General features: G+C 73.9%; 13 protein-coding genes. 7 read left to right on the forward strand and 6 right to left on the reverse strand.

All coding sequences use genetic code 11. The annotated features are described in order from the left end of the window. Window positions 1-412, reverse strand: a 412-nt coding sequence (locus EAO71_RS22280) for a GreA/GreB family elongation factor (RefSeq protein WP_187282784.1), incomplete at its 3' end; no start/stop codon positions are given. Between the two features lie 353 nt (window positions 413-765). Between EAO71_RS22280 and manA the strand changes: the two genes are divergently transcribed. Further along, window positions 766-2,019 carry a mannose-6-phosphate isomerase, class I gene (gene manA, locus EAO71_RS22285; RefSeq protein WP_147979594.1) on the forward strand — a complete coding sequence of 418 codons (1,254 nt, stop codon included), beginning with the start codon at window positions 766-768 and terminating at the stop codon, window positions 2,017-2,019. Window positions 2,020-2,218: 199 nt separating this feature from the next. On the opposite strand, the gene katG is transcribed toward manA, so the two are convergent. Beyond that, complete coding sequence (katG, locus tag EAO71_RS22290) at window positions 2,219-4,450, reverse strand: catalase/peroxidase HPI (protein ID WP_147979595.1); 2,232 nt, start codon at window positions 4,448-4,450, stop codon at window positions 2,219-2,221. Between the two features lie 415 nt (window positions 4,451-4,865). Between katG and EAO71_RS22295 the strand changes: the two genes are divergently transcribed. Then, window positions 4,866-5,276 carry a Fur family transcriptional regulator gene (locus EAO71_RS22295; protein WP_147979633.1) on the forward strand — a complete coding sequence of 137 codons (411 nt, stop codon included), beginning with the start codon at window positions 4,866-4,868 and terminating at the stop codon, window positions 5,274-5,276. A 1,048-nt stretch (window positions 5,277-6,324) separates the two neighbouring features. Continuing rightward, window positions 6,325-6,774, forward strand: a complete 450-nt coding sequence (locus tag EAO71_RS39070; protein ID WP_261992284.1) for a hypothetical protein — start codon at window positions 6,325-6,327, stop codon at window positions 6,772-6,774. Window positions 6,775-7,364: 590 nt separating this feature from the next. Here EAO71_RS39070 and EAO71_RS22305 read toward each other — a convergent pair. Continuing rightward, complete coding sequence (locus EAO71_RS22305; RefSeq protein WP_147979596.1) at window positions 7,365-7,901, reverse strand: DoxX family membrane protein; 537 nt, start codon at window positions 7,899-7,901, stop codon at window positions 7,365-7,367. 255 nt (window positions 7,902-8,156) lie between these two features. Here EAO71_RS22305 and EAO71_RS22310 point away from each other — a divergent pair, with 255 nt between their 5' ends. The 3 genes from EAO71_RS22310 to EAO71_RS22320 all read left to right on the forward strand — a co-directional run bounded on the left by EAO71_RS22310 (window position 8,157) and on the right by EAO71_RS22320 (window position 10,753). Beyond that, a complete protein-coding gene (locus tag EAO71_RS22310; RefSeq protein WP_147979597.1) occupies window positions 8,157-9,551 on the forward strand; it encodes a dipeptidase in 1,395 nt (464 codons plus the stop codon). Between the two features lie 46 nt (window positions 9,552-9,597). Beyond that, window positions 9,598-10,215, forward strand: coding sequence for an HdeD family acid-resistance protein (locus EAO71_RS22315; protein ID WP_147979598.1), 618 nt, complete (start codon window positions 9,598-9,600; stop codon window positions 10,213-10,215). A gap of 115 nt (window positions 10,216-10,330) precedes the next feature. Beyond that, window positions 10,331-10,753 carry a DUF350 domain-containing protein gene (locus tag EAO71_RS22320; RefSeq protein WP_147979599.1) on the forward strand — a complete coding sequence of 141 codons (423 nt, stop codon included), beginning with the start codon at window positions 10,331-10,333 and terminating at the stop codon, window positions 10,751-10,753. 19 nt (window positions 10,754-10,772) lie between these two features. Here EAO71_RS22320 and EAO71_RS22325 read toward each other — a convergent pair whose 3' ends face one another. From EAO71_RS22325 to EAO71_RS37825, 3 genes are all read right to left on the reverse strand, one after another. Further along, entirely contained in the window at window positions 10,773-11,237 is a 465-nt protein-coding gene (locus EAO71_RS22325) for a hypothetical protein (RefSeq protein ID WP_147979600.1), read from the reverse strand. Continuing rightward, on the reverse strand, window positions 11,234-12,670 hold the full coding sequence (locus EAO71_RS22330) for a WGR domain-containing protein (protein ID WP_147979601.1): 1,437 nt from the start codon (window positions 12,668-12,670) through the stop codon (window positions 11,234-11,236). The genes EAO71_RS22325 and EAO71_RS22330 overlap by 4 nt, the downstream gene beginning before the upstream one ends. Before the next feature lie 77 nt (window positions 12,671-12,747). Further along, window positions 12,748-12,915 (reverse strand): hypothetical protein, encoded by a 168-nt coding sequence (locus EAO71_RS37825; protein WP_187282785.1) that lies wholly within the window; start codon window positions 12,913-12,915, stop codon window positions 12,748-12,750. Window positions 12,916-13,174: 259 nt separating this feature from the next. Between EAO71_RS37825 and EAO71_RS22335 the strand changes: the two genes are divergently transcribed. Beyond that, on the forward strand, window positions 13,175-13,630 hold the full coding sequence (locus tag EAO71_RS22335; RefSeq protein WP_147979602.1) for a hypothetical protein: 456 nt from the start codon (window positions 13,175-13,177) through the stop codon (window positions 13,628-13,630). Window positions 13,631-13,699: the final 69 nt, after the last annotated feature.

A 13,699-nucleotide genomic window follows, 5' to 3' on the forward strand; every position in this document is an offset into this window, starting at 1 on the left:
GGTAGGACACGGTGTCACCGGCGCGGTGGCCGAGCAGCGCTCGGCCCAGCGGGCTGTGGGCGGTGACAAGCGTCCGGTCCAGCGCCTCGGCCACCTCGCCGATCTGGACCGTGGACTCCGTGCCGTCCTCGAACCGTACCGTCGCCGTGCTGCCCACCCCGATCGCGTCGGTACGGGGCGGACCCGCGACGGCTCCCTCGCTCAGCCGGCCCTGGATCTCGGAGATCCGCCGGTCCAGCCGGTCGAGTTCCGTGGCGCGCTGCAACTCGTCGGCCTGGTCCGCGCGGTCGCCCGCGAAGTCCTCGTCGTCGAGGGTGCCGGCGACCGTGCCGCGTTCACCGCGGAGGTCGGCCAGTTCCCGCTCCAGGGCTTCGCGGGCGACCGCGCTGAGCGGCTCGGGTCCGTCGGTCATGCCTGGCTCCCGTCGTGCGGGCGGAGAGAGTGTGCATACCTGATCAATTACCCCATTCTTCGGCAGAGCAGGCAAATCGCTCGCGGGTGGACCGAGGGGTGACCGGGCGGTACGTGCCCTACTAGACAACGTTGTCAAAGTCGAGGCAGAGTGTGCGGAGCGCACGAGCGGGACGCGGCGGGACGCCATCGACGGGAACCGGTGCGGCGCCGCCGGCCGCGCCTGCCCAGAACGACCGAAAACGACCCCGAAGCCCCGGAATCGCCTGCGCTCCGACCGCTGTTCTCCCGCCGGTCGCCTCCCGCCGGAACCGTGTTCGCCCGCACGCCTCCTCCGCCCAGGAAACAGACGCCATGGACCTCCTCTCCACCACCGTCCAGCCCTACGCGTGGGGCTCCACCACCGCTCTGCCCCGGCTCATGGGCCTCCCACCGACCGGCGAACCCCAGGCCGAACTGTGGATGGGCGCCCACCCGGCGGCGCCTTCTCGGGTCGAACGGGGCGGTGCGACGGTCCCCCTCGACCGCGTCATCACGGCCGACCCCGGCGGGGAGCTGGGCGCGTCCGTGCTGCGCCGCTTCGGCCCCCGGCTGCCGTTCCTGTTGAAACTGCTCGCCGCGGACGCTCCGCTCTCGCTCCAGGTCCACCCGGACGCGGAGCAGGCGGCCGCGGGCTTCGCGGCGGAGAACGCGCGGGGCGTCCCGCTGGACGCCCCGCACCGCAACTACCGGGACGGGCAGCACAAGCCGGAGACGATCGTGGCCCTGACCGCCTTCGACGGGCTGTGCGGCTTCAGGCCGCCCGCGCAGTGCGCTGCCCTGCTCGACGATCTGGGGGTTCCCGCCCTGCGCCCGTACGCCGGGACGTTGCGGACGGCTCCGGAGGAGTCCGCGCTGAGGGCCGTGTTCACCGCGTTCCTCGGCCCCGGGCCCGGCCTGCTGGACGCCGTCACCCAGGCCGTCGCGCGCGCGGCCGAGCGGGAAGGGGCTTGGCGCGCGGACTTCGCCGCCTACCGGGCGATCGCGCGGGCTCATCCGGGCGACGCCGGGCTCCTGCCCGCGCTGATGCTGCGTCATGTGCGGCTCGCGCCGGGCGAGGCGCTCCACCTCGGGGCGGGTGTCCCGCACGCGTACCTGTCCGGGCTCGGCGTGGAGGTGATGGCCGGGTCCGACAACGTCCTGCGGTGCGGACTGACGACCAAGCACGTGGACACGGACGAACTGCTCAGGGTCGTCCGGTTCGCCGCTCCGCCGTCCCGCGTCCTCGGGCCGGGGCCGGAGGGGATCGGGGGCGAGTACGTCTACCCCGCCCCGGTCGACGACTTCCGGCTCTCCCGGATCACGCTGAGGGCCGGCGGCTCCCCGCGGCCCCTGGGCGGGGACGCACCCCAGATCGTCCTGTGCACCGAGGGGGAGGCCCTGCTGACGTCCTCGGCGGCCACGTTGCGGATCGGGCCCGGCCGTGCCGTGTACGTGCCCGCGGGGGAGCGGGTCGAGGTGGCGGGGGAGGGCACCGTCTTCCGGGCCACCGTGCCGCCCGAGCACGCGGCGGCGCCGTCGGACCGCCTCCCCGTCTCCGCCCCGGCGGACCTGGCCGCTGCCGGCTGACGGCGGACCGCCGCCGGCCCGGGCCGGTCCCGGAGCGGTACGTGCCGCTCCGGGGAGGGCGCGTACCACGTGCGGAACGGGAAGGTCCGGGCCCGCCGTCGCCGGCCGGCCCGGACCCGGTGGGCGTCGGCCGCCCGGACCCGGCGGGTGTCCCGTCGAACCGGCCGGGGCCGGGCCGACGGGACACCCCCTCACGGGATCAGGCGACGTCGAACCGGTCCAGGTCCATCACCTTGCTCCAGGCGGCGACGAAGTCCCGCACGAACTTCTCCTTCGCGTCGTCGCTCGCGTAGACCTCGGCCAGCGCGCGCAGTTCGGAGTTCGAGCCGAAGACGAGGTCGGCCCGGCTGCCGGTCCACCGGACCTCGCCCGTGGCGGCGTCGCGGCCCTCGAACGTGTTCGCGTCCGCGGAGGTCGCCGTCCACTCGGTGCCGAGGTCGAGCAGGTTGACGAAGAAGTCGTTCGTCAGCGACCCGGGGGTCGTCGTGAAGACACCCAGCGAGGACTGCTGGTGGTTGGCGCCGAGCACGCGCAGGCCGCCCACCAGGACCGTCAGTTCCGGGGCGCTGAGCGTCAGCAGGTTCGCCCTGTCGAGCAGCAGGTACTCGGCGGGAAGGCGGTTGCCCTTGCCGAGGTAGTTGCGGAAGCCGTCGGCCGACGGCTCGAGCGCGGCGAACGACTCCACGTCCGTCTGGTCCTGGGCGGCGTCCACGCGGCCCGGCGTGAACGGCACCTCGACCGCGAAGCCCGCGGCCTCGGCGGCCTTCTCCACGCCCGCCGAGCCGGCGAGCACGATCAGGTCGGCCAGCGAGACGCCCTGACCGGCGGGCCGGGCGGAGTTGAAGGACTCCCGGACCCCTTCCAGGACACGGAGGACGGACGCCAGCTCGTCGGGCTCGTTGACCTGCCAGCCCCGCTGCGGTTCGAGGCGGATCCGGGCGCCGTTGGCGCCGCCGCGCTTGTCGCTGCCGCGGAAGGAGGAGGCAGAGGCCCACGCGGTCGACACCAGCTGGGAGACCGTCAGGCCGGAGCCGAGGACCAGCTCCTTGAGCGCGGTGACGTCGGCGGCGGCGAGCGGCTCGTAGGTGGCCTCGGGCAGCGGGTCCTGCCAGAGCAGCACCTCGGACGGGACCTCGGGCCCGAGGTAGCGCGCGACCGGACCCATGTCACGGTGCGTCAGTTTGTACCAGGCGCGCGCGAAGGCGTCCGCGAACGCGGCGGGGTCCTCGTGGAAGCGGCGCGAGATCGGCTCGTAGACCGGGTCGAAGCGCAGCGACAGGTCCGTCGTCAGCATCGTCGGGGCGTGCCGCTTCGACGGGTCGTGCGCGTCCGGCACGGTGTCCGTCCCGGCGCCCTCCTTCGGCCGCCACTGCTGGGCGCCCGCCGGGCTCTTGAACAGCTCCCACTCGTAGCCGAAGAGGATGTCGAAGAAGCTGTTGTCCCACTGCGTCGGCGTGTCGGTCCAGATGCCCTCGAGGCCGCTGGTGATGGCGTCGCCGCCCTTGCCCGTGCCGTGGGAGTTCTTCCAGCCCAGGCCCTGCTGCTCGATCGGGGCGGCCTCGGGGTCGGCGCCGACCGCGTCCGCGGGGCCCGCGCCGTGGGTCTTGCCGAAGGTGTGGCCGCCGGCGATCAGGGCGACCGTCTCCTCGTCGTTCATCGCCATCCGGCGGAAGGTCTCACGGATGTCGCGGGCCGCGGCGATCGGGTCCGGGTTGCCGTTCGGCCCCTCCGGGTTGACGTAGATGAGCCCCATCTGGACGGCGCCGAGCGGGTTCTCCAGCTCCCGGTCGCCGGAGTAGCGCTCGTCGCCGAGCCAGGTCGTCTCCGGGCCCCAGTAGACGTCCTCGTCCGGCTCCCAGACGTCCGCGCGGCCGCCGGCGAAGCCGAAGGTCTCGAAGCCCATCGACTCCAGGGCGACGTTGCCGGTGAGGATCATGAGGTCGGCCCAGGACAGGCTCTGGCCGTACTTCTTCTTGACCGGCCAGAGCAGGCGGCGGGCCTTGTCGAGGTTGCCGTTGTCCGGCCAGCTGTTCAGCGGGGCGAAGCGCTGCTGGCCGGCGCCGGCGCCGCCGCGGCCGTCGCTGATCCGGTAGGTGCCCGCGCTGTGCCAGGCCATCCGGATCATGAGGGGGCCGTAGTTGCCGAAGTCGGCCGGCCACCAGTCCTGCGAGGTGGTCAGCACCTCGGCGATGTCGCGCTTCACCGCGGCGAGGTCGAGCGACTCGAACGCCTTGCCGTAGTCGAACTCCTCGCCCAGAGGGTTGGCGACGGCCGGGTTCTTGGCCAGGATCTTCAGGTTGAGGCGCTCCGGCCACCACTGGCTGTTCCCGCCGCTCTGGGTGGGGTGCGGGGCGCGCCCGTGCGCGACGGGGCAGCCACCGCCGCCCTCGTTCTTCGCGTCGGCGACGATCGCGTCGTGGTTCTCAGACATGTAAATCCCTCCGGACCAGGCGGTTCACGGTGCTCGGGCACTGCTGGTGGTGGAACGTTCGGGGCGTGTGCCCCGGCGCGCGGCCTCGGCCTCGCGGGCCGAGAAGTCCCGGGCCTCGGACGGCGTCGGGCAGGTCCCGCGGATGGAGCGGCGGGCGTCGACGGCGGTGGGTGCCGGGCGCCGGGACGCGGGCGGTCCGCCGCGGCACACCCGCGCCGCGCGGTGTTCCGGCGGTGGCCCTCACGTCGCTGTCTCCTGCCGTACTGGATCGTGCCGTCCCCTTGGCTCTCAACAGAACCGATCCTACGATGGACTCAATCCAAGTCAAGATGCACGCCAAAGCCCTACCCGATAGGAGTCCGGACGCACGTCCAGTCCGCCGGGAACTCCGCCGAACCTGAATGGGTGAGCCGATATGAGCGACTTGCTGGAGCGGTTGCGCGGGCGCGGCTGGCGCATGACCTCGCAGCGCCGCGTCGTCGCCGAGGTACTCGACGGCGACCACGTGCACCTCACCGCCGACGAGGTGCACGCCCGCGCGGCGGCGCGGCTGCCCGAGATCTCCCGGGCGACCGTGTACAACACGCTGGGCGAACTGGTCCTGCTCGGCGAGGTCCTGGAGGTGTCCACCCACGGCCGGGCGAAGCGGTACGACCCCAACGCCCGCAACCCGCACCAGCACCTGGTCTGCTCCGGCTGCGGTCTGATCCGTGACGTCCACCCCACCGGCGACCTGCTGGACGGTCTCGCGGCGGGAGAGCGGTTCGGCTTCAGCGTCTCGGAGGTCGAGGTCACGTACCGCGGACTCTGCCCCTCCTGCGCGTAGCGCGGGCCGGGGCCGCGACGGCCCCGGCCCGGGCTCCGGCTCGCCGGCCGGCCGCGCGGTGGACAGAGTGGGGGCGTGGACGTCGAGCGGATCACCACCGAGCTGTACGGCCTCCCGCCGGAACGGTTCGTCGCCGCGCGGGACGCGTACGTCGCCGAGGCGCGCGAGGCGAAGGACGCGAAGGCGGCGAAGGCGATCGCCGGCCTGCGCCGCCCGACCCTGGCGGCCTGGGTCGCGAACCACCTGGCACGGGAGCGGCCGGAGGAGGCCGAAGGGCTGCTGGCCCTCGGCCGCGCCCTGCGGGAGGCCCACCGCACCCTCGACGCCCCCGCACTGCGGGAGGCGGGTCGCCGGCAGCACCAGGTCACCGCCGCCCTGGCACGTGAGGCCGCCGGTCTCGCGCGGGACGCCGGGCAGCCCGTGAGCGAGGCCGTCCTGCGCGAGGTGACGGAAGTCCTGCACGCCGTGCTCGCGGATCCCGAGGCCGGTGATCGGTGGGCGGCGGGCCGGCTCGTCCGGGCGCCGGAACCGGTCGTCGGCTTCGGCGCCGTGGCCCCCGAGGCGGAGGCCGTCGCGCGGCACCCGAAGCGCGGCGCCCCGCCCGTACCTCGCAGGAAGCCGGCCGCTCCGCGGGGAAGGACCGGGAAGGCCGGACAGACGGGGAAGCCGGACGACGCGCGGCTGCGCCGGGCTCGCGAGGCGGCCCGGGAGGCCGACACGGCGGCCCGGGAGCGGGCGGCCGCGCTCGACACGGCCCGACGGGCGCGCGACGACGCGCGGAGCGCCGCGGACGAGGCGTCGGAACGGGTCACCGAGGCGGAGGAGGAACTCCGCGTGGCGCGCCGGGAGCAGCGGACCGCCCGGACCGCGGCCGCGAGCGCCGACAAGGCGGCGCGGGAGGCGGAACGGTCGGCGGACAAGGCCCGCCGCACCGCGGAGGAGGCCGCGCGTGCCGTGACGGCCGCCGAGGCCGAGGCGCAGGGGGCCGCACGGGACGCGCGGCCTCCTCCGCGGTGCGGCGGGCTGCCCGGTCGTGGACTGCCCGGCGATGAAGACGAAGAAGCACGCGCCGACGGCGGTCGCGACGTCGAGCGGCCGGCCGTCGGGCAGCAGGTGGCGGGCCAGCGCGCCGACGAAGGAGTCCGGCGCGGCCTCGGCGTCGCGCACGGTCGCGGTGAGCCACCGGTGGAACTCGCCCGCCAGCTCCGCCAGTTCCAGTTGCCGCTCCGGTGCGGGCCGCCCCCAGAACAGCTCCAGCGACGCGTCGCTCCAGCGCACCAGGGTGGCCGGGTCGACGCCCTCGATGCCGAGCAGTTCCATCAGCACGCGGCAGGGCAGGATCTGGGCGAAGGTCTCGAACAGGTCGCACTCGCCACCGGCGGCCGTCCGCGCGCCCGCCGTGTCGAGCAGTTCGTCCGCGATCCGCTCGATGACCGGGACGGCCGCGGCCACCCGCTGGGCGTTGAAGAAGCGGGTGACGGTGCGGCGCAGCCCGTGATGGCTGGGGGTGCCGTTGTTCGCGAGGGCGGGCGGCAGGCGGAAGCCGGACCGGGCGAGCACCCGCAGGACGGGGACGGGCAGCGGGTCGACCGCGTGCTGGGCGTTGTCCGGACGGTACGCGGCCGGGTCGAGCAGGACCCGCCGTACGTCCTCGTAGCCGCTGACCAGCCACAGGCCGGTGCCCGGATCGTGGTGCACCGGCGACTCGGCGCGCAGGGTGTCCAGCCAGGGGAACGGCTCGCGCACGAAGTCGTCCCCGAACAGGTCGAGGAGACCGAGCGGTTCGCGTCCGTCGCCGGCCGCGCCGCCGCCGGGAGGAAGAGGGGCAGCGTCCAGGGCCGGGGAGGTCACCGCCGGACGCTAACACGCGGGCGGGGCCTCGTCGGGCGCGCGTGCCCGGCATCACACGAGGTCGCGGGCGGGTGCGGGCTGGTCGCGGCGAGCGGCTCCCACCCGAGGCGGCGGGCCGCGGCCCCGACCGGAGCGCGGGCGGCCGGGGGACGGTGCGTCGACCGGAGACCCCGTGCTCCTCGCGGCGGGCCGCCCGGTCGGTGGGCCCCGGGTGCCGCCTTCGTCAGCCGCGGCGGCTCAGAGGTCCTCGCCGTCGTCCGTGTCGTCGTCGTCCGACTGGGCCGCGGCGCGGCGGCCGACCACGGCCGCGGCGGCCAGCGCGCTGCCGAGGAAGGCCGTGGCGACGACCCAGCGGCGGTCGAGGACGTGGCCCGTGGCGTGGTCGAGGGAGTAGCGGCCCGCGCCGGCGACGCCGATGGCGGCAGCGGTGAAGCCGAGGAACGCGGGGTACTCGAAGCCGCCTCCCTGGGCGAAGAAGCCGGCCGGGGCGTGCACGGAGACCGCGCCGGCCATGGCACCGGCCGCGGCGGCGCCGGCGGCCGGGGTGGCGAGGCCGAGGGCGAGCAGGACGCCGCCGCCGGCCTCCCCGAGACCCGCGGCGATCGCGCTCTCGCGCGGCGGTGAGAAGCCCATCGCCTCCATGGCATGGGTGGTGCCCTCGATGCCGCCTCCGCCGAACCAGCCGAAGAGCTTCTGGGTTCCGTGCGCGGCCAGGACGGCGCCGGTGCCGACCCGTAGGACGAGGAGCCCGAGGTCGCGTCGGTTGAGGTTCATGGGGTCTCCCGGTACGTGGGGGGTGCGGGATCGCGGGGCGTGCGCCGYGCGTCGTGGGGCGGGGGTGTCACGCGGTGGCGCGTGGACGTACCGCGGGCGGTCCGCGAGGGCGTACGTCTCCACTCTGGTCGCGGGGACGCCCGGCGACCGCGCGATACTGCGCCGTACGGGTCATGTTTTGCGGCATTTGCCCGCTATTGCTTTAGTGAGAGCGCCGCCACCGGCCAAGGGCCGGCCCGAGGGAAGTGGGTACGCATGACCGCCGAGTCCACCCCGTCCACGCAGTCCGCCGAGACCGCCGCGCTGCGGGAGCGGATCCGGGCCCTGATGCCGCGCGCCAAGCAGGACCTGACCGAGCTCGTCGCGATGCGCTCGGTCGCGGACCCGCGGCAGTTCCCGCCCGAGGAGTGCGCGAGGACGGCCGACTTCCTGGTCCGGGCCTTCACCGAGGCCGGACTCACGGACATGCGCCGGGTGACCACCCCCGACGGGACCGACGCGGTCGTCGGCCACGCCCCCGGCCCGGCCGGCTCCCCCACCGTGCTCCTCTACTGCCACTACGACGTGCAGCCGCCGCTCGACGACGACGCCTGGACCACCCCGCCCTTCGAGCTGACCGAACGCGACGGCCGCTGGTACGGGCGCGGCACCGCGGACTGCAAGGGCAACATCGCCATGCACCTCACCGCGCTGCGGGCCCTGGGCGGGGCGCACGGGGGCGGCTTCCCCGTCTCGGTCAAGTTCGTCGCGGAGGGCTCGGAGGAGCAGGGCACCGGGGGCCTCGAGGAGCTGGTGCCGCGGCAACCGGACCTGTTCGACGCCGACTGCCTGCTGATCTGCGACACCGGGAACTTCGCCCTGGGCCTGCCCACCGCCACCACCTCGCTGCGCGGCCTGACCAACGTCGTCGTCACCGTCTCGACGTTGAAGGGCGAGATGCACTCGGGCATGTTCGGCGGCCCCGCGCCCGACGCGCTGGCCGCGCTGGTACGGATCCTCGACAGCCTGCGCGACGAGAAGGGCAACACCACCGTCACGGGGCTGGCCGCCGACGGGGTCTGGGACGGTGTGGACTACCCGGCCGACCAGTTCCGCGCCGACGTCGGCGCCCTGGAGGGCGTGTCCCTGCTCGGCACGGGCTCGGTGGCCGACGAGCTGTGGGCCAGGCCGGCCGTCACGGTGCTGGGCATCGACTGCCCGCCGGTGGTGGGCTCGTCGGCGGCCGTGCAGGCGAAGGTCCGGGCCCGAGTCAGTCTGCGCGTCCCCCCGGGCGTCGACGCGGACGACGCCCGGCGCGCGCTCACCGACCACCTCGTCGCGGCGGCGCCGTGGGGCGCGCGGGTCGAGGTGGAGGCCGAGAGCGCCGGGCAGCCCTTCCGCGCCCGCACCGACGGCCCGGCCTACCGGGCCCTGGGCGCCGCGATGCGCGAGGCGTACGGGAAGGACATGGTCGAGTCGGGGCAGGGCGGTTCGATCCCGCTGTGCAACGTGCTGGCCGGCCGGTTCCCGGACGCGGAGATCGCGCTGATCGGCGTGGAGGAGCCGGGCTGCCTCATCCACGCGCCGAACGAGAGCGTGGATCCGTCCGAGATCGAGAACATGGCGCTGGCCGAGGCGCTCTTCCTCCGCGCCTACGCCGAACCGCGCTGACCGTGCGTCCCCGCACGGCCCCGCGCCCGACGACGGGAGTCCTCCCATGACCCGGACATACGAACCGCCGCCCGAGCGGCCCACGCACCCCGGGGACCTGCCACCGGGGCCCCTGCGCATGATCGCCGACCTCGCCTGGCAGGCCGTGCTGATCGCGGGCCTGATGGCCATGGCCCTGGGAGTGGTCGTGCTGGTGTGGCCGGACGCCACACTCCGCGTCGCGGGTGTGCTGTTCGGTCTCTACCTGCTGTTCAGCGGCGTGATGCAACTCGTCGCCGCCTTCGGCACCCACGCCACCACCGCGCTGCGGGTGATGGCCTTCATCAGCGGCGCGGTGTCGATCCTGCTGGGTCTGTTCTGCTTCCGCGGCGCCATGCAGTCGACGCTGCTGCTCGCGCTGTGGATCGGCATCGGATGGCTCTTCCGCGGCATCACCCAGACCATGGCGGCGGCCTCCGACGAATCGATGCCGGCACGCGGCTGGCACATCTTCCTCGGGATCGTCAGCGCGCTCGCCGGCATCGTGCTGATCGTGTCCCCGCTGGAGTCGGCCCGGGTGCTGACCGTCCTGGTCGGCGTCTGGCTGCTGGTGCTGGGGGCGGTCGAGATCGTCACCGCGATCCGCGTGCGGGCCAGGGCGAAGACGCTGCCCGCCGGCGTGTGAACTCCCGCGCGGGGAAGGCCCCGGCCACCCGGCCGGGGCCTTCCGCGCATGCGCTACATTTTGCCGGTCCTTGACCGCGATCATCACGATCACTCTCCCCTCGGAGCCGGCATCCATGACCGACATCGTCAACGGCCTCGGCCGGGCCACCGCCTACGGCGCACTCGGCGTGGTGCTGCTGATCCTCGGCATCGTCCTCGTCGACCTCCTCACCCCGGGGAAGATCGGCCGGCAGATATGGGAGGAGCGCAACCGCAACGCCGCCCTGCTGCTCAGCTCCGCCCTGCTCGGCATCGGCGGCATCGTCTTCACGTCGATCTGGACGACCTACCACGACTTCGGCAAGGGCCTCGTCTCCACGGCCGCGTTCGGCCTGCTCGGACTCGTGATGATGGCCGTGGCGTTCCTGGTGGTGGACCTGATCACGCCCGGCAGGCTGGGGGCCACGCTGGTGGATCCGCAGCCTCACCCGGCGGTCTGGGTCACGGCGTCCTGCAACATCGCGGTCTCGGCGATCGTCTCCGCCTCCATCGCCTGACGGGCCGCCGCCCGGCCGTTCACCGGTGGGCCGGTTCCACCTCCAGGAACCTCCGCCGCCGCGGCCCCCGGTACAGCAACGCCTCCCAGCCGAGCCCTTCGAGGACGGGCACGCAGGCTGCGAGCGCGGACTCCTCCTCGTGCGCGGCCCCGCCGCCGGGCGGCCCCAGCCACTCGACGACGGCGGTGCCGGGCCGCTCGCCTGCCGTGACCCGGTAGCCCGTCGCCACCCGGGCGCCGGTGGCGTCGACGGCCGAGGGCGCGGTCCGTGCCGCCTCCAGGGCGAGCGCGACCGCCCGGACGGGCCGGCGCCGTTCCCAGTCGGCGGGGAACTCCCGGGGGTCCCCGTCCCGGTGCCCGGTCAGCCGGCGGATCTGGAGCAGCCCTTCGAGGGCCGCCCGCACCTCCCGGGACCGCTGCTCGGCCGCCTCCGGCGGCAGCGGCGGCCCGTCCCCCGTGGCCGGTTCGAAGGTCCCGCCGGTCACAGCAGCCGCCGGATGTCCCCGCGCACCCGGTAGAAGCCGCCCGAGGCGGCGTGCAGCGCGTCGACCGCGTAGCGCGCGCCCGGTTCCCGGATCGCCCGGGGGAACTGCACGTTCCAGGACCGCTCGTAACCGTCGGTCAGCACGTGCACCCGGGTCCGGCCCCCCTCCTGGACGCACTCGACGACCACCGAACCGGCCGGCGCGGACACGACGGTGGTGACGGCCGAGACGGTCGTCGCCGGCTCGTAGGTGGGCAGGGCCGCGGCCAGCTTGACGTCCCGGGCGACCGGCACCGTGCCCTGCTGGGCGGCGGTGATCGCCGCCTCGCTCGCGTCCACGCACACCAGTGAGCCGTCGGTGGTCACCAGGTAGAGCCGCTCGTCGCGGTACTGCATGGAGAGCGCCGACCCGCCGCCGGTGCCCAGCTTCCACAGGCGGGTGCCGTCCTCGGCGAAGCAGTACACGGAGGAGGCCGAGTCGGCGGCGAAGACGAACCGCCCACCGGGCGAGGTCGCGCAGGAGTAGACGGGGCTGTCGCAGGCGTACACGGCCTCGATCCGGCCGTCCTTCTTCGCGAGGCGCTGCACCTTCCTGCGCGCGGTGCCCGCGTACACGGAGTCGTCCTCCTGCCAGCCGAAGAGGACCCCGCCCTCGGTGGCCGTGTGCCACAGCTCGCCGCCGCCGTCGGGGGCGTACGCCGTCACGCCCCCGGTGTGCCCGTGATAGACGCCCCGGTCGTCGGCCCGCACCATCCAGGCGTGCTCACCGCGGCCGGTGCGCGACCACTGGTGCTCGTCCTCGTGGTCGATGACGGTCAGCCGGCCGGAGCGGTCGGCGACGTCCAGCACGCCCTCGTGGATGTCGAGCCAGAAGATGTCGACGTCCGCGGCGATGTCGTAGGCGGCGAAGGGCAGCTTCGACGAGAGGTCGTACACCCGGCCGTCGTCACAGCCGGCGTAGATCCAGAAGTCGTCGGCGACCAGGCACTTCACTCCGTCCGGCAGGCTGAACCGGGCCTGCACCTCGCCCGAGTGACTCAGGGTGTAGACGTCGCCGGACTGGTTCCCGACCCAGCAGCGCTCGTCGTCGACGTGGATGCCGAAGGCCGCGGAACCGGTGCGGAAGCGCCACAGGACCGGCGCGACCGCGCGGGCCGTCGACGGCGCCGAGGCGACCTCGCGGCGGGTGACCGAGCGCGCCGCACGCTGCCCCTGGACGGCGGGGGCGTATCCCTTGCGGACCTTCTCGCCTATCTTCTTCGCCGCCGCGGCACGTGCCTTCTCGGCGGTGGCGAACGTCGAGGTCTGCGTCTGGCCGGCGGCGCCGATCCGTCCGTATCGGACCGACACCACCAGATCCTCGACCGTCACTTCGTAGAACTTGTGCGCACCGCCGCCGTCCTGCGACAGCTCCAGATAGGTCTTCGTCGTCATGTCGAGAACGGTAGGGGCCGCCACTGACAACGGCCTGCCGCGCGGCTCCGGCGCGTGCGGCGGGTCCGCCGCGGGCCTCAGCAGACCGCGGAGGTCGAGCCGCCGCTGGAGTTCAGGTAGCCCGCGGCGTGCGTGCAGTGGGCCGCGGTGGCGGCGGGCGCGCCGCACAGCTCGGACCGCGTGGTGTCGCTCAGCCTGCGGACGAGGCTCGCTGAGAGCCGTAGCCGGTGATCGATCAAAGCCAACGATCACGCACATGACTCCGGTCACACTGATGCCTCTTCACATTGCTTTGCTGCAAAGGGAGTTGTCGCGCCGCGGGACGATTCGCCCACCTCGGTTCCCCGCGTTCCGCGTTGGCCGAAGCAACGGTTGTGAAGCCGGGGATCGACTCGTAACATCGCGGCCGACGCGGCGATCATCGGCATGTCCGGGACAACGGACGGCGCCGGCCGGGAGCGCCGCTGCACCGTCCACGCGAACCACAGCGAGAGGGAAGCAGTCATGCTCCGTAAGGCAACGGCGATGCTCGGATCCCTGGGCATCGCGGCGGCGATTCTGGTCGTCGGCGCTCCCACGGCCTCGGCCGGCGGCTACGGCTGCACGGGAAGCCAGATCGCCACCTATCCCGTGAAGTACGGCTCCGCCACGTACGGGAACATCTACGTCTACTACGACGCGGCGACCGGCAACAACTGTGCGGTGAACGTCGCCACCACCGCGGGCGGGTACGGCAAGGACAAGTACATGGAGGTGCAGATCACCCGCTGCTCCGAGACCTCCACCTCCTCCACCTGCCACGTGGTGACGCAGGACTACGAGGGCTACTACCCGTTCAAGTACTACGCCGGCCCGGTCACGGTGAACGCCGCAGGCCGCTGCATCAACGTCTCCGCCGAGATCGTCTACGGCGGCAACACCGCGAAGGGCACCAACTACGGTGCCGATCACTGCGGTTGATTCGTCCGGGTGAGCCGCGGGCCCCGTGGGGCACCCCGAAGCCCCTCCGGGTGACGATCCGGAGGGGTG

This window comes from Streptomyces sp. MS191, from assembly GCF_008042125.1.
Lineage (GTDB): Bacteria > Actinomycetota > Actinomycetes > Streptomycetales > Streptomycetaceae > Streptomyces.

Coding starts and splice junctions, on each gene's coding strand:
- manA (WP_147979594.1), top strand. CDS start 766: ATGGACCTCCTCTCCACCACCGTCCAGCCCTACGCGTGGGGCTCCACC.
- katG (WP_147979595.1), bottom strand. CDS start 4,450: ATGTCTGAGAACCACGACGCGATCGTCGCCGACGCGAAGAACGAGGGC.
- EAO71_RS22295 (WP_147979633.1), top strand. CDS start 4,866: ATGAGCGACTTGCTGGAGCGGTTGCGCGGGCGCGGCTGGCGCATGACC.
- EAO71_RS39070 (WP_261992284.1), top strand. CDS start 6,325: ATGAAGACGAAGAAGCACGCGCCGACGGCGGTCGCGACGTCGAGCGGC.
- EAO71_RS22305 (WP_147979596.1), bottom strand. CDS start 7,901: ATGAACCTCAACCGACGCGACCTCGGGCTCCTCGTCCTACGGGTCGGC.
- EAO71_RS22310 (WP_147979597.1), top strand. CDS start 8,157: ATGACCGCCGAGTCCACCCCGTCCACGCAGTCCGCCGAGACCGCCGCG.
- EAO71_RS22315 (WP_147979598.1), top strand. CDS start 9,598: ATGACCCGGACATACGAACCGCCGCCCGAGCGGCCCACGCACCCCGGG.
- EAO71_RS22320 (WP_147979599.1), top strand. CDS start 10,331: ATGACCGACATCGTCAACGGCCTCGGCCGGGCCACCGCCTACGGCGCA.
- EAO71_RS22330 (WP_147979601.1), bottom strand. CDS start 12,670: ATGACGACGAAGACCTATCTGGAGCTGTCGCAGGACGGCGGCGGTGCG.
- EAO71_RS22335 (WP_147979602.1), top strand. CDS start 13,175: ATGCTCCGTAAGGCAACGGCGATGCTCGGATCCCTGGGCATCGCGGCG.